The organism is Microbacterium schleiferi (genome assembly GCF_038150145.1).
Lineage (GTDB): Bacteria > Actinomycetota > Actinomycetes > Actinomycetales > Microbacteriaceae > Microbacterium > Microbacterium schleiferi_B.
Map to the genome: position 1 here is coordinate 203,881 of NZ_JBBWSA010000007.1, position 24,858 is coordinate 228,738.

Here is a 24,858-nt window from a genome sequence, read left to right on the forward strand (position 1 = left end):
GCTCAGAACACCCCCGTGAGGGCGAGGACTGTCACCGTCGCTGCGGCGCCGACCGCCACCGCGCCCGCGATGATCGTCGGGATGAGCCAGCGGCTCCGTGCAGGTCGTGAGGGCGAGGACCCGGCGAGCACTGTGCCGTCCAGACTCACCCGGCGCGCGGTGGAGCGCGACGCGCGCTGCGGCCGGCGGGAGGCGTGCTCGACGGTGGGGCGGACTGGGCCGCGCAGCGAGTTGTCCTGGAAGTCGATCGCGGCTCCCGCGGCCGCCCACTCGTCGACGGCAATCTCGAGGGGTGTCGAGGGGAGCCCCATCTCGTGCTGGACGACCTGCAACTCATAGGCGAACTGCGCCGCCGAGGCCTGGCGCCGTGCGGGGTCCTTGCTCATCGACCGCTGCAGCACCGCTTCGAGCGAGGGGGGCACATCCGATCGGCCTATCGGGGTGTACTGAGCCTTGCGGATCCGGCCCTTGAGCTGATCCCGCCCGTTCTGCCCGCTGCCGGCGATCTCGAACGGGCTCCGGCCGGCGAGCAGCGTGTAGATCGTCGCTCCGAGGCTCCACACCTCGCTAGGGATCGAGCCCGAGATCGATTCGTCGACGACCTCTGGGGCGCTCCACGGGACAGACATCGCGAAGACCTCACCGTCGCCGCGGGCATTGATCGAGGCCGCGATCCCGAAGTCCGATAGCACCGGAGCCCCGAAGGCAGTCATGAGGATGTTCGAGGGCTTGATATCGCGGTGCAGCAGACCCGCGCGATGGGCGGTTTCGAGGGCAGACCCGATCTTCACGCCGAGAGCGACGATCTCGGCGACCGGTATGAGCTCGCGTCGATAGCGGTTGGTCATCGAGTTCGGGCAGTGCTCCATCACGATGTAGGGGCGACCGTCCGCAGAGACGCTGGCCTGGTAGATCGTGAGGATGGAGGGGTGGGCGCTCAGGCGCGCCATGACGTCGGCTTCCGCGTTGAACATCCGCAGCAGGCCGTCGTCAACGATGTCTTGCAACAGCACCTTGACGGCGACGGGGCGGCGAGGCATGTTCTGCTCGAACAGGAACACGTCGGCAAAGCCGCCGGTGCCCAGCGGTCTCACATAGGTGAATCCGCTGAGGATCGGCGGCGCCGCTGGTAGGCGCCCTGCCATTGTTTCCCCCCCGAAGTGAGCGCGGCCCCGTCGGGTGCGTGTACCGCGCTCAAATGCGTGACTGCCCTTGTTCCCCCTGGCCGTTCGAATATTTCCTATCACATGCGAATCACGACCGTGCAACGCCGGCCGAGGGGCGGCCCTTGCGTGCCAGGGTCACCTCGGCGATATTGCCGTCGCCGAAATCGACGCGGTCGCCGGGGGCGAGCGTGATCTCGCGGTCGCGCACCTCGATCGTCGGGCCGTCTCCTGCAGTGACGAACGTGCCGTTCGTGGACCGGAGGTCTCGGAGCCGCAGCTGAACGCCCTCGGCGACCACCTCGGCGTGGGTTGCGGACACCTCGTGTCGCGGCGAAGCCAGGGTCACTGTCGTCGCGCCCGCGCGCGTAGGTGAGCGGCCGAAGACGACAGTCCCTGCGATCGGAATGAGCGGGCCATTCCTGAAGTGCAGAGCCAGGCGAGGCTCGACTCGGCGCTGCCCGAGGACGGTGGCATCGTCGAGATCCGCGCGGGCGGCCGCCCGCGAACCGATCACCGTGCGGTCGTCGATCTCGCCGTCCTCAGGGTCGGTGCTCGGCACCACACCGCTTGCCCAGCGAGGCTCGGACGACTGCTCGACAGCCATGTCGAGCTCCGGAAGTGGAATGCCCCAGTGGACCTGCTCGGTGCGGACGACCCCGCGCTCAACGGGTAGTCGCGCCGGCCCGGGGGGCTCTCCGCGCAAGCCGATCGTCAGCTCGGCGATCTGCTGCGTCGATGCTTCGACCCACGTGGCCGCGCCCTTGCCCGAGTAGCGCTGTTGCTGGGAGCTGCCGACCTCGGCCCGTCCTCGACCGCGCAGGGCGAGGGAAGCCGAGCCGGTCGAGGCATCCAGCAGTTCGATCAGTGCGAAGTCGGGGATCACTCGCACCCCGCGGGTGACCAGGGCTTCGAGGATGCTCTCCAGCGTCGCATCCTGGGTGGTCATCGTCCGCCACAGCTCCAGTGCATGGCCCGCGTCGGTCGCGATCGTCAGGACGAATCGATCGGTGATCAGACCCCAGGCGTCCCGATCGGCAGCCGCTGGGGTATAGCTGAACATGCGCACAGCATATTGCGCGACGGTGCGGTCTTCTTCGCGTCATGCACGGCCTCCCGGGCTGTGCCATGCCGCATACGCTGGGAACATGACGATTCCCTCGGTGCAGCTTCTCGATGACAACCGCATTCCGCAGGTCGGGTACGGCGTGTTCAAGGTTCCGGCCGACGACACGCGTCGGGCCGTGCTCGAGGCGTTCGAACTCGGTTATCGGCATATCGACACGGCTGCCATCTACGGCAACGAAGAGGGAGTCGGCGCCGCGATCGCCGAGAGCGGCATCCCGCGTGAGGACCTGTTCATCACGACCAAGCTCTGGAACGACCGCCACGACGGCGACGAGCCTCGCGCCGCGCTCGGCGAAAGCCTCGACAAGCTTGGGCTCGATGCCGTCGACCTGTACCTCGTGCACTGGCCGACCCCCGCACGCGACAACTACGTTCACGCGTGGGAGCGTCTGATCGACCTGCGCGATGCGGGACTTACCCGCAGCATCGGGGTCTCGAACTTCCTCGTGCCCCATCTCGAGCGCATCATCGCCGAGACCGGTGTCAGCCCGGTGGTCGATCAGATCGAGCTTCACCCCGCCTATCAGCAGCGCGAGGTCGTCGAGTGGGCACTCGCTCGCGGCATCCGGATCGAAGCCTGGGGTCCGCTCGGACAGGGCAAGTACGACCTGTTCTCGATCCCCGCGGTCGCGGACGCGGCAGCTGCCCACGGCAAGACCCCGGCGCAGGTCGTGCTGCGCTGGCACCTCGATAAGGGCAACATCGTGTTCCCGAAGTCGGTGCGACGTGAGCGGCTGGCCGAGAACATCGACATCGTCGATTTCGCGTTAACGGATGCCGAGATCGCCGCAATCGACGCGATCGACCCGGGCGATGGTTCGGGGCGTGTCTCGGCGCATCCCGACGAGGTCAACTGAGCGCTACGCGTCAAATCCAGGTGGGCGACCAGTTGTGGAGTCGCCAGAAGTCGTACGGTGCGGTCGTCGCCGTGAGGATCGGGTACCAGAACGCTGAGAGCACCACCGCGACGATGACGAAGACGGCCACCACCCGCTGACCCGTCACGCGCCTGTCGGGACTGGCCCCGGCCGGATGGGCGAGATCACGCAGCGCAATCCCCAGCGCCAGCAGCAGAAAGGGCAGCATCACGACCGTGTAGAACTGGAACACCGTTCGCTCGGGATACAGCAGCCACGGCACCCAGGTGACGGCGACGCCGGTCAGGACGAAGCCCGAGGCGAGGTCGCGGCGTCGGATGAACCGGATGACGAGGTAGACGGTGGCTGCGATGGCGGCGTACCACACGAGCGGGTTCGGCATCGAGTAGATATTCTGCACGCACCCCGAAGCTGCCGTGCAGCCAGCCTCGCCAAGAGCATCGCTGTGATAGAACATCGAGGTCGGTCTGGCCAGGAGCGGCCACTGCCATGCGGGGCTCGCGTAGCTGTGGCTTGCTGACAGCCCCACGTGGAAGCCGTACATCGACTGGTGGTAGGCCCACAGATTCTGCAGCGACAGCGGCACCCACGACCAGAAGCCGGTAGCCGGCGAGCCGTCGACGGTGTGCCTGTCGTATCCGCCGTCGGTGAGAAGCCACCCCGTCCACGTCGCGAGGTAAAGAAGGAGTGCCGGCGGCACGAGCAGCACGAAGGTCACCGGCCCCTGCCGCACCGCGGCATCGGCGGGCCAGTGCTCCACGCCGCGCTGGCGGCGGTCCAGTGCGTCGACGATGACGAGGTAGATCCCGATACCGGCGAGCACGTACAGGCCCGACCACTTCACGGCTGTCGCGGCTCCTGCGGCAAGCCCCGCCGCGACAACCCACGGCCGTGCCCAGAACACCGGACCCCAGCGAGACTCCGATCCCCAGCGTCCCGTCGCCAATCGGCGCGGCCACTCCCGTTCGCGAAGCCATCGTCGATCCAGCAGCACGAACCAGAACGCCAGCAGGGTGAAGAACATGACGAAGGTGTCCAGCAACGCGACTCGACTCAGCACGATCGCGAGGCCATCGATCGCCATCAGCCCGGCTGCTGCCGTCGCCACACCGATCGACCGGGTAAGCGTGAGAGCAACGACATAGAGCAGGAGCACGGCGAGCGTGCCGAACAGTGCCGTGGCAAAGCGCCACCCGACTGACGAATCGGCGCCGAACAACGCCATCCCGGCGCCGATGAGGAACTTCCCCAGCGGCGGGTGGACGACGTAGCTTCCATCGTCGAGGAAGATGTCGGTCTCGCCGGCCGCGAAGCGCGCGTCGGCTTCATCGGGCCACTTCGCGGCGAACCCGAGGTTCCACTGCGACCAGGCATCCTTCACGTAATAGGTCTCGTCGAAGACCAGTTCGTGCGGGTGTCCGAGGTTCCAGAAGCGCAGGATGCCGGCAATCGCAGTCACCGCCGCCGGCACCGCGATCTGGAGCCGGGGGGAAGCCGCGATTCGGGTGCTGACACGGTCGTACACCGTCGGACGCGCGGGGCTGTCGACGATGGTGGTCACGGTGACAGCCTATTCGGGCGGGACTGCGAGTTCCGGCGGCGCCGAGGCCGCGGCCGGGGGCCGGGGCGGATCGTCGGTGACACCGAGCAGGAAGCCGGCGATCTGCAGCGCGCCGCCTTCCAGGACAGGGCCGCTACCGAATGCTCAGTCGGCATCCGTCGCCCGAATCGTGTGTCCGGCCACGACCGCTCGACGTTCGAACGGACCGGCTCCCTGTGCGTGCAAGGCCACGGCGCCAGCGGTCATCGGGTCCACGACGAGATCAAGGCCCAGGTCGGCGGTGATTCGAAGAGCTGCAGCGAGTGCTCGAGACAGCACACGGATGCCGCGGCGTTGTGCGAGAACGGCAGTCCGGAAGCCGGCGACGGTTCCGTCCGATGCCCGCCAGGGACCCGCGAGCCCGGCTTCCGTCGCGAACGCCGCCCATGTTGCCGGCACGTCGGTGAGTGTCTCCAGGCTCGACGGCAGCGCATCGAGCTCTGGGCGCCGATCGCTGGAGACGAGGCCCTCGTCCTGGCGTGATCTGCCACTGAGCGGGAGAATTCGCAGGAAGATTCGCCGTATGCGCTGGCGTGGGCGGCGCGCGCCGACTCGCTGCCGTGCCTCACCGTCGCTGCCGCCGAAGAGTTCGGCGGACCGGTTCCGGTCACGGTCACGGATCGTGCCGATCCCGAAGCGCTGGCTGACGCAGTAGCGCGGGTGCTGGGACCCGAGGGCTCGGTTGCTCTCGTTCGCGCCGTCGGCGTCTTCGCGGTCGGCGCTGATCTGCGCGCGGCGATGCGGGTCGCATCCGCTCTCGAGGTCGCAGCGCGCCACGCGCTTCTGGTCTCCCAGTCTGGCCCGCTCGATGACACCGTCGCTGCAGCGCTGCACGAGCGCGCTCGCCACGGAATCCCCGGCAGCCGGAGCGCTCGTCAACCCGCCCGACAATAAGTTCACCCGGTGGTTCAGCAACATCCTCGGCGACCTCGGCAAGAACGGCATCTTCATCGCCCTCATCGCGGTCGTGGTGTTCTTCACGATCACGACCGACGGCATCCTGCTGCGCCCGCAGAACATCTCGAACCTGATCGTCCAGAACGGCTACATCCTGGTTCTCGCAATCGGCACGGTGATGGTCATCATCGCGGGTCACATCGACCTGTCGGTCGGGTCGGTAGCAGCCGGACGATCTCGGCGATCTCGGCAGCCTTCATCGGTGGTGCGATCATCGGTGTGCTCAACAACGGTATGTCGATCATGGGTATCGGTATCGAGTGGCAGCAGGCGGTCAAGGGGCTCGTGCTGCTGCTTGCTGTCGCCTTCGACGTCTACAACAAGCGGCGCTCGGGCAACAGCTGAGTCAGCCGAGTGGGCACGGCCCCAGCCTGAGGCGTCAGCCCTAGGCTGGGGCCGTGATCATCCTCGCCGCCACGCCCATCGGTAATCTCGGCGACGCTTCTCGGCGCCTTGTCGAAGCGCTGGAAAGCGCCCAGGTGGTCGCCTCCGAAGACACCCGCACGACACAGCGGCTGCTTGCAGCTCTCGGCATCCAGAACCGGCCCCGGCTGATTGCCCTGCACGACCACAACGAGAAGGCGCGCGCGGCTGAGCTCGTCGAGCTCGCACGAGATACCGACGTGCTGCTGCTGTCGGATGCCGGGATGCCGACCATCAGTGACCCGGGATTCGGGGTCGTTGCCACGGCGGCGGCGGCCGGGGTCGCCGTGAGTGTGCTGCCGGGTCCGAGCGCGGTTCTCGCGGCCCTGGCAGTCTCGGGCCTTCCGACGGATCGATTCACGTTCGAGGGGTTTGTGCCGCGTAAGTCGGGGGAGCGGCGCAGCGCGTTGTCGGCGCTGCGCGCTGAGCCGCGCACAATGGTGTTCTTCGAGTCGCCGGCGCGGTGCGCGCAGACCCTTTCTGACATGGCTGGCATCTTCGGCGTCGACCGCGCCGCCGTCGTGTGCCGGGAGCTCACCAAGCTCCACGAGGAGGTACGCCGGGGACCGCTTGAGGATCTGGCCGCCTGGGCAGCTGAGGGGATCAGGGGAGAGATCGTCATCGTCGTCGGTGGCGCCGCCGGTCCCGCGATGTCGTTCGACGACGCGGTGGCCTACGTTTCAGATCTCCTCGCGCAGGGAAAGCGCCTGAAGGATGCCTGCGCGGAGGTCGCCGCGGCATCCGGCCACTCCTCGCGTGAGCTCTACAACGCGTCGCTGTCATAGACCCGCGGGGCGGCATCGGCCCGAACTAGACTTCTCGGGTGAGTTCCGGCAGTTCCTTCTACATCACGACGCCGATCTACTACCCGAGCGATGTCCCGCACATCGGGCACGGGTACACGACGGTCGCCGTGGATACACTCGCGCGTTGGCACCGACAGTCAGGCGATGACACCTGGATGCTGACCGGAACCGACGAGCACGGCCAGAAGATGCTGCGGGCTGCAGCCGCCAACGGTGCTACCCCGCAGGAGTGGGTCGACCGGCTCGTGGGCGAATCGTGGTTTCCGCTGCTGAAGACGCTCGATGTCGCCAACGACGACTTCATCCGCACGACGCAGGCGCGCCACGAAGAACGCGTGACGCAGTTCGTTCAGGCGATCTACGACAACGGCTACATCTACGCCGGCGAGTTCGAAGCGCTCTACTGCGTGGGTTGTGAGGAGTTCAAGACCGAGGCCGAGATCCAGGACGGCACTGGCGCGTTCGAAGGCCTCAAGGTCTGCGCGATCCACTCGAAGCCGCTGGAGCTGCTGCAGGAGAAGAACTACTTCTTCAAGCTCAGCGAGTTCCAGGACCGCTTGCTCGACCTCTATAAGAGCGTGCCCGATTTCGTGAGGCCCGAGTCGGCGCGCAACGAGGTGGCATCCTTCGTTCGCAGCGGCCTGAAGGATCTCTCGATCTCGCGGTCGACGTTCGACTGGGGCATCAAGGTGCCCTGGGATCCTTCGCACGTCATCTATGTGTGGGTGGATGCGCTCCTGAACTACGCCACGGCTGTCGGCTACGGATCCGACCCCGAGCAGTTCGCACGCCGTTGGCCGGCCTATCACGTCGTGGGCAAGGACATCCTGCGCTTCCACGCCGTCATCTGGCCGGCGATGCTCATGGCTGCCGGCGTCGAGGTTCCCCGCGGCGTGTTCGCGCACGGCTGGCTGCTGGTGGGCGGCGAGAAGATGTCGAAATCCAAGCTCACCGGCATCGCGCCGACCGAGATCACCGACGTCTTCGGCTCCGACGCCTACCGCTTCTATTTCCTCTCGGCTATCGCGTTCGGGCAGGACGGCTCGTTCTCGTGGGAGGACCTGTCGGCGCGCTACCAGGCGGAGCTTGCGAACGGATTCGGAAACCTCGCCTCGCGCACTGTCGCGATGATCGAGCGGTATTTCGAGGGCATCGTGCCGCCGCCCGCGAAGTACACGGATGCCGACCTCGCGATCCAGCGGGTTGTTGCGGACGCTGCCGCGAACGCAGATGCTGCGATCGAGCGGTTCCGCATCGACGAGGCGATCGGGGCGATCTGGACGATCGTCGACGAGCTCAACGGCTACATCACCGAGAACGAGCCGTGGGCGCTCGCAAAGGATGACGCGCTTCGACCGCGCCTGGAGACGGTTCTCTACACCGCGGCCGAGGGGTTGCGCGCTCTCGCACAGCTGCTCTCGCCGGTGATGCCGATCGCGACCGAGAGGCTCTGGATTGCTCTGGGGGCCGCTGAGACCATCGGCCGCCTGCAGGACCAGCCGCTTCGCGAGGCTGGGACCTGGGGACAGTTGAAGCCGGGCACCTCGGTCAATGGCCTGGCGCCGCTGTTCCCCCGGGTCGAGCAGCCGGCGTGATGCGGCAGCTCGGGGCGTTTCGACTCGCTACGCTCGCTCAACGGGCGGACGCGACATGCGCTCGTTGAGCGACGAGCGCGGCGAGGAGACGAAACGACATGACTGACGACCCGAGCGCTTACGTGCGGGAGCGGTCGGCGTCGGGCAGGCGGGACCTCACCTATCCTGAACTGCCCGAGCCGCTCGCGGTGGCCGTATACGACAATCACTGCCACCTCGAGATCATGGATGGCGACGACCCGCTGAGCCTCGACGAGCAACTCGCCCGGGCGGCCTCGGCCGGGATCGCAGGGGTCGTGCAGGCATCCGGCGACGTGGAGTCCTCGCGCTGGGCGGTGTGGGCTGCCGAGCAGCATCCGCAGGTTCTCGCGGCAGTCGCGATCCACCCGAACGAGGCGCCGACCTACGAGGCGGCGGGGGAACTCGATGCCGCTATCGCGGTGATGGACGAGCTTGCCGCCCACCCGCGGGTGCGCGCAATCGGCGAGACGGGGCTCGACTTCTTCCGCACGGATGCCGCGGGCCAGCCGGCCCAGTACCGATCGTTCGAAGCTCACATCGCACTGGCCAAGAAACACGGCATCGCGATGCAGATCCACGACCGGGATGCGCACGACGAGGTTTTTCGCGTGCTCGAGAGCGTGGGAGCCCCAGAAAAGACCGTGTTCCACTGCTTCTCGGGGGGCGCCGAGATGGCGCGCGTTGCCGCCGACCGTGGCTATTACCTGTCCTTCGCCGGCAACATCACGTTCAAAAACGCGCAGAACCTGCGCGATGCCCTCGCCGTGACCCCGCTGGAGCGCATCCTCGTCGAAACCGACGCGCCTTTCCTCACCCCGGTACCTCACCGGGGGCGGCCGAATGCGCCCTATCTTGTGCCCATCACGCTGCGGTTCATGGCCGCGGAACTGGGCGTGCCGGTCGATGAGCTTGCCGCTCAGGTTGCCGCGAACACGATCGAGGTCTACGGCACGTTCGAGTGAGCTGCAACGCCCGCTGAGGTGGCGACCAGACGAACGTGACTCGGTGCCGCGCGGGTGGTCGATCCGCCCACCAGCTCCCACGGCAGGACCACGGGGGAGGTCGGCGTGCTTGCCGTTTCCAGCGCCGCGACCAGCTCGGGAAACAGCAGTGCCGGCGCGTGCTCGGGATGCACACACACGTGGGTGACGCTCAGTCGTCGATTGAGAGCACAGTCGTGCAGGCACAGGGCGACAAGCTGAAGGTCGCGCGGCAGCACGACATCGAGCGCGGTGAGGTCGAGAAAGAGGCGCGGCCCCTCCGGAGCGAAGGAGAACAGTCCGTCAACCCCGCGCAGGAGGAGCTCGCGGATGCTCCCGGCAAGCTCCAGGCTCGCGGCATCCACTCGCGCAACGATCGGGTTCTGCCCGCGGTCCGCGCACCACTGCGCGTAGACGGTCTCGCCGATCTCCAGACGGGGGAGCCCCGGCTCGCCGGTGAGAAGCCCGATGTTTGCCGCGCCGCTTGCAGCAAGCAGGTCGAGGGCTGCGGTCGCGGCATCCTCGTATCCGGTGCGGATCCACATCCCCGCATCCGGCGGAAGGGGCAGGTCGTTGGTAATGACCGGGATGCTCTGCGCTGCCGCGATCGCCAGCAGCGGGTCGCTCTCACGCGCGTCGGGCGCGTACACGGCGTCGACCCGTGCGCTGCGCAGCAGCTCCGGGCGTGCTGTGGGGATGACGGTGACCGTGAACTGGTGCGCGGCCGCAGCGTCAACGAGGGCACTGAGCTGACGCATGGCGTACTGCGCCTGAGCCGCCTCGCGCACCGGGTCAAGCGGCGGCGACGCGACGTACCCGATCGAGAGTGTCCGCCCGCGCCGGAGCGCTGCGGCGTACCGATCGGGGGAGTACCCGAGGTCGGTTGCGGCACCGAGGATCCGCTTCCTCGTCTCGGCGCTGAGCGCGCCCCGGCCATTGAGTGCCTGACTGACCGCCGCCGTGGATACGCCGGCTTTGGCTGCGACATCCTTCACCGTGACTCGCGCGCGCGGCAACGGGATCGGTGTCTGGTCGGGATGCTGGGTCATGCTCACTCACGTGCCGGGATTCGGCGCCTCCGAGAAAACTGTTCCGACCGCCGTTGACCAGCGTTCGCCCTCCCCGGAGGAGGCCAGTGTATGGCCGCGCGCAACGATGTGATGCATGATCACGCCGGCAAAATGCCGGAGCGCCCGTTCGGTCTTCAGGGAACTCTCGGACGAGTTCTCGGGGAGGCGGGCGATCTCGGCATCCAAGAGCTTTTGTACCCACGCCCGCGCGGCCCGAACGGCGGGCGCGACATCGTGGACCCTCCCCGCTCCTGCGTGGCGTAGCGCTGCATCGGCGACGATCGCCTTCGCGTCGGCGAGCGAGGCGAATTCGTCGAGCGGTGCGTGTAGGCGAATCGTCTCGAGGTCGAGCACCTCGACGCCGTGACGTTCCGCAACGTCGGCAGCGACGTTCCGAGGCATGCCGAGGTCGATCACCAGGAGCCGCTCCGCTGCGACCGTCACCGCGGCGCGACCGGCATCCAGTTCGTCGCCGCCGAGCACGACCCGGGTCGTGCAGGTCACGATGACATCAGCCGACGCGATCTCGGCGTGATACGAATCAGGGTCGACCGGGATCAGGCCGTGTCGCTGGGCGAACTCCGGACTACGACCGGATGCCGAATGAACACGGATGCCGCGCGCACCGCGCACGCGCAGGGCCGCCAACGCCGCCGCGGCATACTGACCGGTTCCGATGAGGAGCACACGGGCGCTCGACCAGTCGGTGATCCGCGAGGAGGCGAGTTCGAGGGCGAGGCGAACCAGGGAGCGGCCGGATTCACCCACCCGCGCCGAGTTCTTGACCGTTCGCGATGTCTCTTTCGCGCGCTCGAAGAGATGCTCGAGGGCGCGCGTCGTCATCCCTTCGCCGCGCGCGTCTTCGTAAGCGCGGGTGACCTGACCTGCGATCTCGTCTTCGCCGACGACGACCGAATCCAGGCCCGACGCGACGGCGAACAGATGATGAGCGACGCGATTTCCGACAGTGACATCGAGTGTCTCGCGCAGCTCTCGGTAGGCGATTCCCGAGGCGTCGGCCAGTTCGCCGAGCGCGGCAGTGACGGCGGATTCAGCCGAGTGGCCCTCGTCGGGGTCGATATCGAGGTAGGCCTCGAACCGGTTGCAGGTTGCGAGCACCACGGCGCCGCCGATCGACTCGTGGGCGAGGGGGATATCGCGGCGGACGTCGTCGCCCACCGCCGCGAGACGCTCGAGGGAGGCAAACGGGGTAGCCCGGTGGTTGGCCGATAGGCAGACCAGCATCGCTTCCTCCTCGCGTCGACTGGTTAGTATATCGATTAACTATGCAGCTCTCCGATCAGCATCCGCTCGTTGCGCACGCGACGAAGGACTCGCATCTCATCCGCGCCTTCCTCGGTCACCGGCCTGCCACCACCCCCGTGTGGTTCATGCGGCAGGCCGGCCGTTCCCTTCCCGAATACCGCGCGCTGCGTGAGACCGGCTCGATGCTCGACGCCTGCTTGAACCCCGCTCTTGCCAGCGAGATCACGCTGCAGCCGGTGCGCCGTCACGGTGTGGACGCTGCCATCTTCTTCAGCGACATCGTTGTGCCGCTGGTGCTGGCCGGGGTCGATGTGCGCATCGTGGCTGGTCGTGGCCCCGTCTTCACCGAGCCCGTCCGCACGGCCGCCGATATCGCGCGGGTCACCGCGATCGACCCGCAGACCGTCACCGAGCGGGGCGCGTCGATCATCGACGCCGTGCGCCGCACGACCGAGATGCTGGGGGACGAGTCTGCCGCCCGCGACACGCCCCTCCCGCTCATCGGTTTCGCGGGGGCCCCGTTCACGCTCGCGGCTTACCTCGTCGAGGGCGGGCCCTCCAAGGATCACCTCGCCGCCCGCCGCCTGATCCACGAGGACCCGGCAGGATGGGCCGCGCTCACGCAGTGGCTTGCCGAGATCAGCGGGCGGTTCCTCGCCCTCCAGATCGAGGCCGGTGCCAGCGCCGCGCAGTTGTTCGACTCCTGGGCCGGCTCCCTGTCACCGCGCCTGTACCGGCGGGCAGCACTCCCGGCCTCCGAAAGGGCGCTCGCTCACGCGCGGCAGATCGAACCTCCCGCGGGCTCGGGGATGCCGCGCATTCCGCTCTCGCACTTCGGCGTCGGCACCTCCGACCTTCTCGCCGACATCGCGGGCCTGGATCTCGACGTTGTCGGCATCGACCACCGGATCGATCTCGACGAGGCAGTGACGCGGATCGGGAGAGCGGTCACCGTGCAGGGGAACCTGGATCCCGCGATGCTGTTCGCCCCGGCCGAGGTCCGCGCCGCCGAGGTCTCTCGGATCATCGCGGCGGGCCGCGCGGCCCGCGCACACGTCTTCAACCTCGGGCATGGGGTTCCGCCCGAGACCGATCCTGACGTGCTCACGGATCTTGTCGCGATGGTGCACGATGCCCGCTGAGACGTCGGGAGCACCGTCGCCCGCGGATGTCTGCATCGTCGGCGCGGGGATGGCTGGCCTGGTCGTTGCCGCTGAGACCGCCGCCGCGGGGCTCCGGACCGTCGTCGTGGCCGCCTCCGACCGGGTGGGCGGCATGCTCGCGCCGGTCATCATCGACGGTGCGGGACAGGTCGCTGTGGATGCCGGTGCCGAGTCGTTCGCAACCCGAACGGCCGGCGTGACAGATCTCATCGACCGCTGGCAGCTTCCCGTCACTGTCACGGCCCCGAACCCCGCCGGGGCGTGGCTCGTTGCCGGCGGCGACTCCGGCATCCGTCGCGCCCCGCTCCCGCGACAGAGCGTCCTGGGGATCCCCGCCGATCCCAGCGCTGCCGACATCCTGGCGCTCGTACCGCCCCGCGCCGAGCAGGTGCTGCCCGTGCCCGCCGAGGAGCCTTCGCTCTACGACCTCGTCGCCACACGACTCGGTGATGACCTGGCAAGCGCGGTGGTAGACACCGTCTGCCGCGGCGTCTACTCGCGCTCTGCCCGCGACCTGAAGCTCTCGGTGGTGCACCCGCAGCTCTGGCAGCGGTTCATGCAGACCGGCGCGCTGACGGATGCCGTCGCCGAGCTTGCCGCGGGGCCCCGCCCCGGCAGCGCTGTCGCGGGGATCGTCGGCGGCATGTGGCGGCTGCCCGTCGAACTGGCAGCCCGCGCCCGCGCCGCCGGGGCGACCATCCTGCTCGATACCCCGGTTCGTCGCATCCATGGTGCCGAAAGCACGCGGGAAAGCGTGGGCCACGGGGCACGCGACGAGGTGCTGAGCGTGGATGCCGGCAGCACCGCGACCCGCTCCCGAACCGTTGTCATCGCCACCCGTCGCGACGAGGCGCTCCGACTCCTCGGCGAGCACAGTGATGGTGACGAAACGCCGGTCGAGCTGGCGATCGCGCTCGTGCGTTCGCCGGGCCTGGATGCTCACCCGGTCGGCACGGGAGCGCTGATCGCCGACGCTGCACCCATCGGTGCGAAGGCGCTCACGCACGCCAACGCCAAGTGGCAGTGGCTCGATGAGAAACTCGAGCCCCACCACCACGTCGTCCGGCTCTCGGCGCGCGACGGCGTCACAGGCGCGTTCGATGAGGCATCCGTCGCGGCGGCGATCAGCGCCGTCACGGGAGTTTCGGTGGCGCCGCAGGACGTGCGCGAGCTGCACGTGCGCCGCTGGGATGCGTCCTCGTCGTCGTCCACGACGCCCGTCATCGCCGCTGACCCCCGCCTGCACCTCGCCGGCGCCGCCGTGGCGGGCACCGGCCTTGCCTCGGTGGTGCCGCACGCGCGCGAGCTCGCCGCAACCCTGATCCACGCGTTCGCGGCGCCGTCGCTCGCATCCACCGCTTCCTGACCCGCACCGCCGCTTCTGACTGGAGGAATCGTGATCGATCCCGCTACCCCCACCGCCTCGAGCCCCGAGGCTGAGTCGACGCCCGCTGGCTACACCCTCTTCACGGTGCTTGAGGTGCCGCGTGTGGCGGCGCCGGAGTTCGGTGACCTGGAGCGCGAGGTCGCAGAGCTTCCCGCCGCCGGCGTGACCCTGCGCGGGCTCTACGACGTCACCGGCATGCGCGCGGATGCCGACCTCATGGTGTGGCTGCACGGCGAGGACCCGGCGGCACTCCAGGCTGCACTGCGCAGGCTTCGTCGCACCTCGGCGCTGCGCGAGGCGAGCATCACGTGGAGTGCCATGGGCGTTCACCGCGAGGCCGAGTTCAACAAGCGACATGTTCCCGGATACCTGCGCGGGGAGGCACCCCGCGAATGGCTCTGCCTCTACCCGTTCGTGCGCAGCTATGAGTGGTATCTGCTTCCCGAGCAGGAGCGCTCAGCGATGCTCGCCGAGCACGGCCGCAAAGGCAGCGCTTTCCGTGATGTCGTGGCCAACACGGTCTCGACTTTCGCGCTCAGCGACTACGAGTGGCTCTTGCCGTTGGAAAGCGACAACCTGCTGAGCCTTGTCGACATGATGCGCGATCTTCGCGCGACGGATGCCCGCCGTCATGTGCGTGAGGAAGTCCCGTTCTTCACCGGGAGACGCGTCGAGGTCGGCGAGCTCGAGGACGTCCTGTCGTGACCGCCGAGAACTTCCGGCCCAAGCCCCCGCACGCGACCGGTGCCTACTGCGCGCCGGGGGCTGCGGTGTGCGGTGCGACGCCCGCGGCGGAATCCGGCCCGGCACACGTGGAAGAACCCGTCGCGTACGACGCGCTGCTGCTGCTCGGGTTCGGTGGACCCGAGGGGCAGGATGACGTCATCCCGTTTCTACGCAACGTCACGGCCGGCCGCGGCATCCCCGACGAGCGCCTCGAGGAGGTCGCGCACCACTACCGCCACTTCGGTGGGGTCTCACCCATCAACCAGCAGAACCGCGACCTGGTCGCCGCCCTCGATGCCGAGCTTCGCGCGCGCGGCATCGACCTGCCGGTGTACTGGGGAAATCGCAACTGGATGCCGTACGTCGCCGACGCCGTGCAGCAGCTGCACGCCGACGATCACCGGCGCGTCCTGGCGCTGGCAACGAGCGCCTACAGCTCCTATTCGTCGTGCCGGCAGTACCGGGAGGACCTCGCCGATGCGCTCGAGGCGACGGGTGTCGGGGAGCAGCTGCAGATCGACAAGGTCGCCCAGTTCTTCGATCACCCGGGCTTCGTGACTCCCTTCGTCGATGGCATCCGGTCGGGGCTGGAGAAGCTGCGAGAGCACGGCATCGAGAAGCCGGACGAGATCGAGGTGCTCTTCTCGACGCACTCGATTCCCGTCGCCGATGCCGAACGCTCCGGTCCGCGCGACCGCGACTTCGGGCCGGGCGGCGCCTATGCCGCTCAGCACACCGCCGTCGCGGAGCAGATCATGCGAACGCTCGGGTCCGAGAGCCCCTGGCAGCTGGTGTACCAGAGCCGCTCAGGGCCGCCGTCGGTGCCGTGGCTCGAGCCCGACGTCAATGACGCGATCGCCGCGCTGCCCGCGCAGGGCCGGCGCGGAGTGCTGATCGTTCCCCTCGGGTTTGTCAGCGACCACATGGAAGTCATGTGGGACCTCGACACCGAAGCCATCGAGACCGCCACCGAGCTCGGTCTTGTCGCCGTACGCACCGCGACCCCGGGAACATCGCCCACCTACGTCGCGGGCCTCGTTGACCTCATCGAGGAGCGGCTGCAGGGTACGCCCGCGTCGCAGCGCGAGCGGGTCACGTCCCTCGGTCCCTGGTTCGACGTGTGCCGGCCCGGATGCTGCGAGAACGCCAGGCTGGGCTTCCGCCCGGCACTCGCGGGGTTGACGCCGTGACCGTGCGCTTGGGGACCCGGGCCAGCACGCTGGCGATGACGCAGTCCGGAACGGTAGCCCGGATGCTGACAGCATCGTCGGGCCTCGAGGTCGAGCTCGTCCCCCTCACGACGCACGGCGATGTCGCCACCGGTTCTCTCGCGTCGCTGGGCGGCACGGGTGTGTTCGCGACGGCGTTGCGCGAAGCGTTGCTCGCGGGGGAGTGCGACCTGATCGTGCACTCCCTCAAGGACCTGCCGAACGCTGCCTACCCGGGCCTCACGCTGATCGCGGTTCCCGAGCGCGAGGGTCAGCGCGATGCCCTGTGTTCGCGCGGCGGCGTGACCCTTGCGGAGCTCCCCGCCGGCGCGCGCGTGGGGACCGGCTCCCCGCGCCGGGCCGCTCAGGTGCTGGAGCGGCGGCCTGATCTCGTTGTCGCCGACATCCGCGGCAATGTCGACACGCGCCTGCGCAAGGTCACAGACGGCGAGTATGACGCGATCGTCCTCGCCGAAGCGGGCCTTCGCCGGATCGGTCGGGACGGCGAGATCGCCGAGCTGTTCGACCTGCACGCGTGGCCGACCTCGGCAGGTCAAGGGGCACTGGCGATCGAGATCCGCACGGCTGATACGACCACCGAGCTGGGCCGCGCCCTGCGGGGCCTGAACGATCCAGCCGCCGCGATCCCCGCGCTCGTGGAGCGGGCGGTGCTCGCAGAGCTCGAAGCCGGCTGTGCTGCGCCTGTCGGTATCTCTGCGATCCAGAACGGCGAGAGCGTGGAGGTCGCCGCGACGGTCTACCGGAGTGACGGGTCGCGCAGCATCCGTGTCGAGGACGCCGCGCCAGTCGCCGTCGTCGCCGAACCGGCGGGCCGGGCGGCGCTTGCTGAACGGGTCGTGCGGGTGCTCCGAGACCGCGGGGTCGATGAACTCGATGAGTGAACCACTGGCGGGACGCACCGTGCTGGTGCCGCGCGGCGGAGCGTGGGGGGAGCGCGTCGCGCGCCTGCTCACCGACCGCGGCGCGGTGGCTGTCATCGCGCCGCTGATCGAGACAAAACCCCCGCGGGATCTGCAGGCCCGAGACCGCTCCTTCGCAGCGCTGGCCGCCGGCGAGTACGACTGGGTGTTCATCACCAGTGCCGCCGCGCTCGAACACCTCCGCGTGGCGGACGTCGAGATTCCTGCTGCCACACGCGTCGCCGCGGTCGGGCGTGCGACGGCCCGCGCCGTCGTGGATGCCGGGTTCGAGGTCGACTTCGTTCCTGCCGGGCGCTCGTCGGCGTTGAGCCTCACCCAGCAGTGGTGCTCGGCCCATGATCCGGCGGGCGTCGGGCGGTGCCTCGTGTTGCGCTCTGACCTCGCCATGGCTGTGGTCAGCGACGAGCTCGAGATCCGCGGCTACGACGTGGACGTCTGCATCGCCTACCGCACTGTCGGTGTCGACCTCGCTGAGGCGATCGTCGACGATCTTCGATCGGGGCGGATCGACACCGTTCTCTTGACCTCGACGAGCGTCGTTCGAGAGCTCAGCCATCAGGTCGGCGCCCTCCCCGAGCACACGGTCCTTGCCTCGCTCGGCCCCGGTACAACCCGGGATGCCGAGCGTCGCGGGCTCACCGTGTCGCTGACTTCCCCCGAACAGAGCATCGAGGCGCTGATCGCCGCCCTTCCCCACAGATCGTTGGAGACTCGAGCATGACGACCTTTCCCTCTCACCGCCCACGTCGGTTGCGGCAGACCCCCGCCATGCGGCGCTTGGTCACCGAGAACGCGCTGTCGGCATCCGCGCTCGTGCTCCCGGTCTTCGTGACAGAGCGGGACGAACCGCAACCGATCGCGACGATGCCGGGTGTTCGGCAGGAGACCCTCGAGACGCTGCCGCAGGTCGTGGATGCCGCAGCCGACGCGGGCCTTGGCGGCATCATGCTGTTCGGTGTGCCCCTTGCCCGGGATGCCGTCGGATCCGGGGCCGCCGACCCCGACGGCATCCTCAACCGGGCCATCCGCGTTGCCCGGACTGCAGCTGCGGGCCGGCTCACCGTGCAGGCCGACCTGTGCCTTGACGAGTTCACCGACCACGGGCACTGCGGGGTGCTCGATGCGCACGGCGGCGTCGACAACGATGCGACGCTCGAGAGATACACGGCAATGGCGCTCGCCCAGGCTGACGCCGGAGCCGAGATCCTGGGTCTGTCGGGAATGATGGACGGTCAGGTCGCCGCGGTTCGCGAAGCGCTCGATGCGGCGGGGCGAACGGATGTCGTGCTCCTGGCGTACTCGGCGAAGTACGCGTCTGCGTTCTACGGCCCGTTCCGCGACGCCGTGGAATCCACGCTCGTCGGTGACCGCAAGACATATCAGCTCGACCCGGCGAACGGCCGGGAGGGGCTGCTGGAGGCGTCCCGCGACATCGAGGAGGGCGCCGACATCGTCATGGTGAAACCCGCGGGCCCCTACCTCGACGTTCTCGCGGCCGTAGCCGAGCACTCGCCGATCCCCGTGTGGGCGTACCAGGTGTCGGGGGAGTACGCGATGGTCGAGCTCGCAGCTGCGGCGGGTGCCATCGACCGTGACCGCGCGATCATCGAGTCTGTCGTCGGCATCCGTCGGGCGGGAGCAGACGCGATCCTGACGTACTGGGCCCTGGAGGTCGGGCGATCACTGCGCGACGGGCACAACGCGGGGGGTGCGCGATGACCCACAACGATCAGCTCTTGGCCCGCGCGCAAGCGGCAATGCCCGGGGGCGTCAACTCGCCGGTGCGGGCTTTCGGCTCGGTCGGCGGCACACCCCGGTTCTTCGTATCCGCCCGAGGGCCCTACGTGACGGATGCCGATGGCCGCCAGTACGTCGACCTCGTCGCCAGCTGGGGGCCGGCGATCCTCGGTCACGCGCATCCGGAGGTCGTTGCGGCAGTCACCGAGGCCGCCTCCCGCGGTCTCTCGTTCGGCGCGAGCACGCCAGCCGAGACCGAACTCGCCGAGGAGATCACGGCTCGGGTAGGTGCCGTCGACCGGGTGCGGCTCGTCTCGACAGGCACCGAGGCGACGATGACCGCCATTCGCCTCGCCCGCGGCTTCACGCGGCGAGATCTCGTCGTGAAGTTCTCGGGCCACTACCACGGGCACTCCGACGGGCTTCTTGCCCAGGCGGGCTCGGGACTTGCAACCCTCGCGCTGCCCGGTTCAGCGGGGGTGCCAGAGGCCGTGGCGGCTCAGACTGTCGTCATCCCCTACAACGACCCCGATGCGCTCGCCGGAGTCTTCGCCCAGCACCCGGGGCGCATCGCTGCCGTCATTACGGAAGCCGCCGCTGCGAACATGGGGGTCGTCCCGCCGCATCCGGGCTTCAACGCCCTGCTTGCCCGCGCATGTCGCGACAACGGTGCGCTCCTCATCCTCGACGAGGTGCTCACCGGCTTCCGGGTCGGCCCGGCCGGGTTCTGGGGACTGCAGGATGCCGCGGGCGAGACCTACGCGCCCGACCTGTTCACGTTCGGCAAGGTCGTCGGCGGCGGCCTCCCCGTCGCGGCAGTCGCGGGCCGCGCAGAGGTCATGGAGCTCCTCGCGCCGCTCGGCCCGGTGTACCAGGCCGGCACGCTGTCGGGGAATCCGGTAGCGGTGGCTGCGGGGCTTGCGACGCTCCGACTCGCGGATGCCGCGGTCTACGCGCGACTCGGTAGCGCCGCCGACGAGCTTTCGGCCGCGGTGGGGGACGCTCTGACACGCGAGGGCGTTGCTCACGGCATCCAGCGGGCGGGGAATCTCTTCAGCGTGTTCTGGGGCGAGGATGTCGCCACCGGCGTCGCTGACTACGAGACTGCCGTGCGGCAGGAGTCTTTCCGGTATCGGGCGTTCTTCCACGCGATGCTCGATGCGGGAGTATCGCTCCCGCCGTCGGCGTTCGAGGCGTGGTTCCTCACCGCCGCGCACGACGATGCGGCGCTGGCCCGGATCGTCGACGCCCTCCCCGCCGCGGCGCGCGCCGCAGCATCCGCCCGCGCCTGACCCGTCTTAGGCCTTGGCCTTAGGGCGGGTGAAGAGGGTCTCGGTCTGCTCGAGCTCCATCCCCTTGGTCTCGGGGATCCGCCACAACACGAAGAAGAACGAGAGCGCGGCGAACGTCGCATACATGCCGTAGGTCAGCGGCAGCGACCAGCTCGACATCACCGGGAAGGTCATGGTGATCAGGAAGTTCGCGATCCACTGAGCGCCGGCAGCAACACCGAGGGCCTTACCTCGGATGCGGCTGGGGAAGATCTCTCCCAGGAGCACCCAGACGAGCGGTCCCCACGAGGCGCCGAATCCAATGACGAATAGGTTCGCTGCGACCAAAGCGATGGGTCCCCACGCGCCGTCCAGGTGGACGTCCTTACCCGTACCGGTAGCGAACGAGAAGGCCAGCGCCATCGTCCCGAGCGACAGTGCCATGAGCACCGAACCGGTGAGCAGGATCGGCTTTCGTCCGACGCGGTCGACCAGGAAGATCGCGATCAGCGTCACGAGCACGTTCGTGACGCTCGTGATCACGCTGATCAGCGGTGCGTTGGTCATGCCGACCGAGTTCCACAGGCTCGTCGAGTAGTAGAAGATCACGTTGATGCCCACGAACTGCTGGAACACCGACAGGATGATGCCGATCCAGACGATCGGCTGCAGTCCGAGAGCCTTGCCGCGGATCGATACCCCCGCGTTCTTCTTGTCGGTCTCGATGGCGAGGGTCAGCTCGTTCATCGTCTTGTCGAGATCGACCGCGGGAACCAGGCGTGCGAAGACGGCGCGGGCCTCGTCGCTGCGGCCCTGGCTGATCAGGAAGCGGGGAGATTCGGGAACCGTGAACGACAGGATGCCGTAGACGGCGGCCGGAACGACGCCGACCAGGAACATCCACCGCCACGCCTCCAGCCCCCACCACAACACGTTGTCCGCGCCGCCGGCGATGCCCTCCAGCAGGGCGTCCGAGAGGAGCGCGGCGAAGATACCGATCGTGATCGCGAGCTGCTGCAGCGACGCGAGCGATCCGCGGATCTGCCGGGGAGCCACCTCCGCGATGTAGGCGGGGGCGACCACTGACGCGATACCGATCCCGATACCGCCGACCACACGCCAGAGACCGAGGTCCCACACCGAGAAGGCGAGACCTGTTCCGATCGCACTGACGAAGAACATGATCGCGCCGAGGAACATCACCCGCAGGCGCCCCCACCGGTCAGCGAGGTTGCCGGCGATGAGCGCACCGAGTGCACAACCGAGTAGCGCGATGGCGACGATGAATCCGGTGACGAAATCGTTGAGGGCGAAATCGCTCTGGATGGACTCGACCGCGCCGTTGACGACCGAGGAGTCGAAGCCGAAGAGGAATCCACCGACAGCAGCGGCGATGGACAGGGCGACGGCACGGCGACCATAGGGACTGTTGAGATGGAACGTCCCTGTGGGGAGCGCGTCAGATGAGGATGTCACGCGACTCACCGTACTCCCGCCGCGGCGCCGTGTGACGGATTCGCCTCATCCGATTCACGAAGTCCCCGCCTGCAGCCAACTACAGTGATCGCATGCCCGTCACCCTCCTGGGCGCCGCGGAAGTGCGGGCGCTGGCCGCCGACCTCGACGTCACCCCGACCAAGAAGCTCGGCCAGAACTTCGTCGTGGACGCGAACACGGTGCGAAAAATCGTGCACCTCGCGGGCGTCCAGGCCGGGGAGCATGTCGTCGAAGTCGGACCTGGGCTTGGCTCGCTGACGCTCGCGATCCTCGAGGCCGGCGCCAAGGTGACCGCCGTTGAGATCGACCACCGACTCGCGGAGCGACTGCCCGCCACGGCATCCGCTCATGGTGTTCCAGACGGTGCGCTCCGGGTCATCGATCAGGATGCCCTGCGGGTGAGGGACCTCCCCGGCGACCCCGCAGTGCTTGTGGCCAACCTGCCGTACAACGTGTCGGTTCCCGTCCTCCTGCACTTCCTCGAGACGTTCCGCTCCATCGCCCGGGGGGTCGTGATGGTCCAGGCCGAGGTGGGGGAGCGGCTTGCCGCTGCGCCCGGGTCGAAGGTGTACGGGGCGCCCAGCGCCAAGGCCGCCTGGTGGGGATCGTGGCGCCTTGCGGGGACAGTTTCGCGGCAGGTCTTCTGGCCGGTCCCGAATGTCGACAGCGTGCTCGTCGGTTTCGAACGCTCCGAACCGTTGGGCTCCGAAGACGAGCGGATGCTGACCTTCCGCATCATCGACGCTGCCTTCCAGCAGCGTCGCAAGATGCTCCGCCAAGCGCTCGCCGCGGTGCTCGGCGGAAGCGCGCTCGAGGCGTCCGCCGTGCTCGAACGTGCTGGAATCGCCCCGACTGCCCGCGGCGAGGAGTTGACGGCTGGGCAGTTCCTGCGCATCGCCAGAGCAACCCCGGCGCCTGCGCGATAGCCTCGAAGCATGACCGACGAGCAGCGATTCTCGCGCAGCCGAAACGACATCCACCGCCCCTACTCGGCATCCGAGGACCGCTACTCCATCACCGACTACCGCCAGGTGGGCACGTCGGGCCTCTACCTCCCGCCGATCTCGCTCGGACTGTGGTGGAACTTCGGAGACAACATCCCGTTCGACAACCAGCGGAAGCTACTGAGGCACGCTTTCGACTCCGGGATCACGCACTTCGATCTCGCAAACAACTACGGACCCCCGTACGGGTCTGCCGAGACGAACTTCGGACGGATGATGCGCGAAGACTTCGCGCCGTACCGCGACGAGCTGATCATCTCGTCCAAGGCCGGGTACGACATGTGGCCGGGCCCGTATGGCGACTACGGTTCGCGCAAGTACATCCTCGCCAGCGCCGATCAGTCGCTGCGGCGCATGGGCCTCGAGTACGTGGACATTTTCTACTCGCACCGGATGGATCCGGTGACTCCGGTCGAAGAGACGATCGCGGCGCTTGACACGCTCGTGCGCCAGGGGAAGGCCCTCTACGTCGGCATCTCGTCGTACTCCGCAGAGCAGACAGCGATCGCGGTTGCGGTGGCTCGCAGTCTCGGTACTCCGCTGGTCATCCATCAGCCGTCGTACTCGATGCTCAACCGCTGGGTCGAGGATGGCCTCACCGGCGTGCTGCGTCAGGAGGGTCTGGGGGCTATCGCGTTCACGCCCCTCGCGCAGGGGCTTCTGACTGACAAGTACCTCAGCGGTGCGGCCGCCGACCGGGCACAGAACCGCAATTCGGTTCCCGCCGACCGGGTGTCGGAGCACGGCCGCTCGCTGTTGGGTGGTCTCAACGAGATCGCCCGGCAGCGGGGCCAGAGCCTCGCGCAGATGGCGATCCAGTGGGTGCTGCGGGACCCGGTCGTCACCTCGGCGCTGATCGGCGCATCGCGTCCCGATCAGCTGGACGAGAACCTGGCAGCGATCGCGGGCCCGGCTTTCGACACCGAGGAGCTCGAGCAGATCGACGCTCTCACCGACGGCGTCGATCTCTCGCCGTCGGGTCCGATCTGGGCGGATCCCTCGGACTCGTGACGGCGCCGCTTCGCACAGACGTCGTCCGGGTGCGGGCTCCGGGCAAACTCAACGTGTACTTCGAGGTCGGTCCGCTCCTCGACGACGGCTACCACGCTGTCGCGTCCGCGTACCAGGCTGTCTCTCTGTTCGAAGACGTGTGGGCCGTGGCGGCGGACGACTTCCGGCTCGAGGTCACCGGCTCAGTCGATGTGTCGACAGTCCCGCTCGATGATCGGAACCTCGCGCTGCGGGCGGCGCGGATCCTCGCTCAACACACGGGGTACGACGGTGGGGTGCACCTCACGGTCGACAAGCACGTTCCGGTAGCCGGTGGCATGGGCGGCGGCTCCGCGGATGCTGCGGCAGCCCTCGTCGCCTGTGATGCACTGTGGGGGACCGAGGTGGGTTCCGCCGAGCTGCAGCGCCTGGCTGCCAGGCTCGGCGCCGACGTGCCGTTCGCTCTGATGGGAGGAACGGCAGTTGGCCTGGGGCGCGGAGATCGGCTCAGTCCCGCGCTCGCGACAGGCCGCTTCGAGTGGGTCATCGTGCTCGCCGATGGCGGACTGTCCACGCCGGCGGTCTACAGCGAGCTCGACCGGCTTCGCGCGCGGACCGCGTCGGCCGGGCATCCGTCGACCGGCGCACTTCGCCTCGACCGCATATCGGACGCTCGCCACGGTGGCGCAGACCCCGCGGTGGCGACGGGCGTGCTGCACGCCCTCCGTTCCGGCGACCCCGAGGAGCTCGCCGGTCACCTTCACAACGACCTGCAGGAGGCGGCACTGTCGCTGCGGCCCGAGCTCGGCGATGTGCTCGATCTGGGAGACCGGGCCGGCGCCTTGGCCGGGATCGTCTCCGGGTCGGGTCCCACCACAGCGTTCCTCGCCGAGGATCTCGAATCGGCCCTGGAACTGCAGGTCACCATGTCGGCCGCGGGATATACGGCCCTTCACGCACATGGCCCTGTTCCCGGCGCACGACTGATCTGACCGACTGGTCTGACAAGGCCGCGGGTGCTTCTGGCGGGCTGCGGACATTACCGCC

23 protein-coding genes and 1 pseudogene are annotated in these 24,858 nt (G+C 68.4%); 17 read left to right on the plus strand and 7 right to left on the minus strand.

Annotated elements, in window-relative coordinates:
• Positions 1–2 precede the first annotated feature (2 nt).
• The gene (locus AADH62_RS10140) at positions 3–1,145 is read right to left on the minus strand and encodes a serine/threonine-protein kinase (RefSeq protein WP_341579375.1); all 1,143 of its coding nucleotides are present in this window, start codon (positions 1,143–1,145) and stop codon (positions 3–5) included.
• Between the two features lie 109 nt (positions 1,146–1,254).
• A complete protein-coding gene (locus AADH62_RS10145) occupies positions 1,255–2,226 on the minus strand; it encodes an FHA domain-containing protein (protein ID WP_341579376.1) in 972 nt (323 codons plus the stop codon).
• Between the two features lie 85 nt (positions 2,227–2,311).
• Here AADH62_RS10145 and AADH62_RS10150 point away from each other — a divergent pair, with 85 nt between their 5' ends.
• Positions 2,312–3,148: an aldo/keto reductase gene (locus AADH62_RS10150; RefSeq protein ID WP_341579377.1), complete on the plus strand. Its 837-nt coding sequence runs from the start codon at positions 2,312–2,314 to the stop codon at positions 3,146–3,148.
• 10 nt (positions 3,149–3,158) lie between these two features.
• Here the strand turns inward: AADH62_RS10150 and AADH62_RS10155 are convergent, their stop codons facing one another.
• Positions 3,159–4,730, minus strand: coding sequence for a dolichyl-phosphate-mannose--protein mannosyltransferase (locus tag AADH62_RS10155; RefSeq protein ID WP_341579378.1), 1,572 nt, complete (start codon positions 4,728–4,730; stop codon positions 3,159–3,161).
• A 144-nt stretch (positions 4,731–4,874) separates the two neighbouring features.
• Positions 4,875–5,768: a hypothetical protein gene (locus AADH62_RS10160; protein ID WP_341579410.1), complete on the minus strand. Its 894-nt coding sequence runs from the start codon at positions 5,766–5,768 to the stop codon at positions 4,875–4,877.
• Here AADH62_RS10160 and AADH62_RS10165 point away from each other — a divergent pair.
• The 5 genes and pseudogenes from AADH62_RS10165 to AADH62_RS10185 all read left to right on the plus strand — a co-directional run.
• Positions 5,686–5,895 (plus strand): annotated as a pseudogene (locus tag AADH62_RS10165) (sugar ABC transporter permease); the annotation flags it as partial. The gene AADH62_RS10160 and the pseudogene AADH62_RS10165 sit on opposite strands and share 83 nt — an antisense overlap.
• A 50-nt stretch (positions 5,896–5,945) precedes the next feature.
• Complete coding sequence (locus AADH62_RS10170; protein WP_341579411.1) at positions 5,946–6,071, plus strand: hypothetical protein; 126 nt, start codon at positions 5,946–5,948, stop codon at positions 6,069–6,071.
• 53 nt (positions 6,072–6,124) lie between these two features.
• Positions 6,125–6,934 (plus strand): 16S rRNA (cytidine(1402)-2'-O)-methyltransferase, encoded by an 810-nt coding sequence (gene rsmI, locus AADH62_RS10175; protein ID WP_341579379.1) that lies wholly within the window; start codon positions 6,125–6,127, stop codon positions 6,932–6,934.
• Between the two features lie 38 nt (positions 6,935–6,972).
• Positions 6,973–8,550, plus strand: coding sequence for a methionine--tRNA ligase (gene metG, locus AADH62_RS10180; RefSeq protein WP_341579380.1), 1,578 nt, complete (start codon positions 6,973–6,975; stop codon positions 8,548–8,550).
• Between the two features lie 98 nt (positions 8,551–8,648).
• Positions 8,649–9,533: a TatD family hydrolase gene (locus AADH62_RS10185; RefSeq protein WP_341579381.1), complete on the plus strand. Its 885-nt coding sequence runs from the start codon at positions 8,649–8,651 to the stop codon at positions 9,531–9,533.
• Here the strand turns inward: AADH62_RS10185 and AADH62_RS10190 are convergent.
• Together AADH62_RS10190 and AADH62_RS10195 are read right to left on the minus strand one after the other, a co-directional pair.
• Positions 9,515–10,600 carry a LacI family DNA-binding transcriptional regulator gene (locus tag AADH62_RS10190; RefSeq protein ID WP_341579382.1) on the minus strand — a complete coding sequence of 362 codons (1,086 nt, stop codon included), beginning with the start codon at positions 10,598–10,600 and terminating at the stop codon, positions 9,515–9,517. The two genes, AADH62_RS10185 and AADH62_RS10190, sit on opposite strands and share 19 nt — an antisense overlap.
• A 6-nt stretch (positions 10,601–10,606) precedes the next feature.
• Positions 10,607–11,866, minus strand: coding sequence for a glutamyl-tRNA reductase (locus AADH62_RS10195; RefSeq protein ID WP_341579383.1), 1,260 nt, complete (start codon positions 11,864–11,866; stop codon positions 10,607–10,609).
• A 41-nt stretch (positions 11,867–11,907) separates the two neighbouring features.
• Here AADH62_RS10195 and hemE point away from each other — a divergent pair, with 41 nt between their 5' ends.
• Genes hemE through hemL form a run of 8 tightly spaced genes read left to right on the plus strand, consistent with a single transcriptional unit; the run spans position 11,908 to position 20,341 of the window.
• Positions 11,908–13,029 (plus strand): uroporphyrinogen decarboxylase, encoded by a 1,122-nt coding sequence (gene hemE / locus AADH62_RS10200; protein WP_341579384.1) that lies wholly within the window; start codon positions 11,908–11,910, stop codon positions 13,027–13,029.
• Positions 13,019–14,416 (plus strand): protoporphyrinogen/coproporphyrinogen oxidase, encoded by a 1,398-nt coding sequence (locus AADH62_RS10205; protein WP_341579385.1) that lies wholly within the window; start codon positions 13,019–13,021, stop codon positions 14,414–14,416. The genes hemE and AADH62_RS10205 overlap by 11 nt, the downstream gene beginning before the upstream one ends.
• A 30-nt stretch (positions 14,417–14,446) precedes the next feature.
• Positions 14,447–15,142 (plus strand): hydrogen peroxide-dependent heme synthase, encoded by a 696-nt coding sequence (gene hemQ / locus AADH62_RS10210; protein ID WP_341579386.1) that lies wholly within the window; start codon positions 14,447–14,449, stop codon positions 15,140–15,142.
• On the plus strand, positions 15,139–16,353 hold the full coding sequence (locus AADH62_RS10215; protein WP_425355667.1) for a ferrochelatase: 1,215 nt from the start codon (positions 15,139–15,141) through the stop codon (positions 16,351–16,353). Before hemQ ends, AADH62_RS10215 begins: the two co-directional genes overlap by 4 nt.
• Positions 16,296–17,273, plus strand: coding sequence for a hydroxymethylbilane synthase (hemC, locus tag AADH62_RS10220; RefSeq protein ID WP_425355668.1), 978 nt, complete (start codon positions 16,296–16,298; stop codon positions 17,271–17,273). The genes AADH62_RS10215 and hemC overlap by 58 nt, the downstream gene beginning before the upstream one ends.
• Entirely contained in the window at positions 17,266–18,033 is a 768-nt protein-coding gene (locus AADH62_RS10225) for a uroporphyrinogen-III synthase (RefSeq protein WP_341579388.1), read from the plus strand. The genes hemC and AADH62_RS10225 overlap by 8 nt, the downstream gene beginning before the upstream one ends.
• Positions 18,030–19,031 carry a porphobilinogen synthase gene (gene hemB / locus AADH62_RS10230; RefSeq protein WP_341579389.1) on the plus strand — a complete coding sequence of 334 codons (1,002 nt, stop codon included), beginning with the start codon at positions 18,030–18,032 and terminating at the stop codon, positions 19,029–19,031. Before AADH62_RS10225 ends, hemB begins: the two co-directional genes overlap by 4 nt.
• Positions 19,028–20,341 carry a glutamate-1-semialdehyde 2,1-aminomutase gene (gene hemL, locus AADH62_RS10235; RefSeq protein WP_341579390.1) on the plus strand — a complete coding sequence of 438 codons (1,314 nt, stop codon included), beginning with the start codon at positions 19,028–19,030 and terminating at the stop codon, positions 20,339–20,341. Before hemB ends, hemL begins: the two co-directional genes overlap by 4 nt.
• 6 nt (positions 20,342–20,347) lie before the next feature.
• Here hemL and AADH62_RS10240 read toward each other — a convergent pair whose 3' ends face one another.
• Positions 20,348–21,796 carry a sugar porter family MFS transporter gene (locus tag AADH62_RS10240; protein WP_341579391.1) on the minus strand — a complete coding sequence of 483 codons (1,449 nt, stop codon included), beginning with the start codon at positions 21,794–21,796 and terminating at the stop codon, positions 20,348–20,350.
• Between the two features lie 92 nt (positions 21,797–21,888).
• Between AADH62_RS10240 and rsmA the strand changes: the two genes are divergently transcribed.
• Genes rsmA through AADH62_RS10255 form a run of 3 tightly spaced genes read left to right on the plus strand, consistent with a single transcriptional unit; the run spans position 21,889 to position 24,803 of the window.
• Complete coding sequence (rsmA, locus tag AADH62_RS10245) at positions 21,889–22,743, plus strand: 16S rRNA (adenine(1518)-N(6)/adenine(1519)-N(6))-dimethyltransferase RsmA (protein WP_292733866.1); 855 nt, start codon at positions 21,889–21,891, stop codon at positions 22,741–22,743.
• A gap of 9 nt (positions 22,744–22,752) precedes the next feature.
• Positions 22,753–23,832, plus strand: a complete 1,080-nt coding sequence (locus AADH62_RS10250; RefSeq protein WP_292725721.1) for an aldo/keto reductase — start codon at positions 22,753–22,755, stop codon at positions 23,830–23,832.
• Entirely contained in the window at positions 23,829–24,803 is a 975-nt protein-coding gene (locus AADH62_RS10255) for a 4-(cytidine 5'-diphospho)-2-C-methyl-D-erythritol kinase (RefSeq protein ID WP_292733870.1), read from the plus strand. The genes AADH62_RS10250 and AADH62_RS10255 overlap by 4 nt, the downstream gene beginning before the upstream one ends.
• Positions 24,804–24,858: the final 55 nt, after the last annotated feature.

What these genes read in the sequence shown, in the direction of transcription:
- AADH62_RS10140 (WP_341579375.1), bottom strand. Translation starts at nt 1,145, where the DNA reads ATGGCAGGGCGCCTACCAGCGGCGCCGCCGATCCTCAGCGGATTCACC.
- AADH62_RS10145 (WP_341579376.1), bottom strand. Translation starts at nt 2,226, where the DNA reads ATGTTCAGCTATACCCCAGCGGCTGCCGATCGGGACGCCTGGGGTCTG.
- AADH62_RS10150 (WP_341579377.1), top strand. Translation starts at nt 2,312, where the DNA reads ATGACGATTCCCTCGGTGCAGCTTCTCGATGACAACCGCATTCCGCAG.
- AADH62_RS10160 (WP_341579410.1), bottom strand. Translation starts at nt 5,768, where the DNA reads ATGCCGTCGGTCGTGATCGTGAAGAACACCACGACCGCGATGAGGGCG.
- AADH62_RS10185 (WP_341579381.1), top strand. Translation starts at nt 8,649, where the DNA reads ATGACTGACGACCCGAGCGCTTACGTGCGGGAGCGGTCGGCGTCGGGC.
- AADH62_RS10190 (WP_341579382.1), bottom strand. Translation starts at nt 10,600, where the DNA reads ATGACCCAGCATCCCGACCAGACACCGATCCCGTTGCCGCGCGCGCGA.
- AADH62_RS10195 (WP_341579383.1), bottom strand. Translation starts at nt 11,866, where the DNA reads ATGCTGGTCTGCCTATCGGCCAACCACCGGGCTACCCCGTTTGCCTCC.
- hemE (WP_341579384.1), top strand. Translation starts at nt 11,908, where the DNA reads ATGCAGCTCTCCGATCAGCATCCGCTCGTTGCGCACGCGACGAAGGAC.
- AADH62_RS10205 (WP_341579385.1), top strand. Translation starts at nt 13,019, where the DNA reads ATGCCCGCTGAGACGTCGGGAGCACCGTCGCCCGCGGATGTCTGCATC.
- hemC (WP_425355668.1), top strand. Translation starts at nt 16,296, where the DNA reads ATGCTGCGAGAACGCCAGGCTGGGCTTCCGCCCGGCACTCGCGGGGTT.
- AADH62_RS10225 (WP_341579388.1), top strand. Translation starts at nt 17,266, where the DNA reads ATGAGTGAACCACTGGCGGGACGCACCGTGCTGGTGCCGCGCGGCGGA.
- hemB (WP_341579389.1), top strand. Translation starts at nt 18,030, where the DNA reads ATGACGACCTTTCCCTCTCACCGCCCACGTCGGTTGCGGCAGACCCCC.
- hemL (WP_341579390.1), top strand. Translation starts at nt 19,028, where the DNA reads ATGACCCACAACGATCAGCTCTTGGCCCGCGCGCAAGCGGCAATGCCC.
- rsmA (WP_292733866.1), top strand. Translation starts at nt 21,889, where the DNA reads ATGCCCGTCACCCTCCTGGGCGCCGCGGAAGTGCGGGCGCTGGCCGCC.
- AADH62_RS10250 (WP_292725721.1), top strand. Translation starts at nt 22,753, where the DNA reads ATGACCGACGAGCAGCGATTCTCGCGCAGCCGAAACGACATCCACCGC.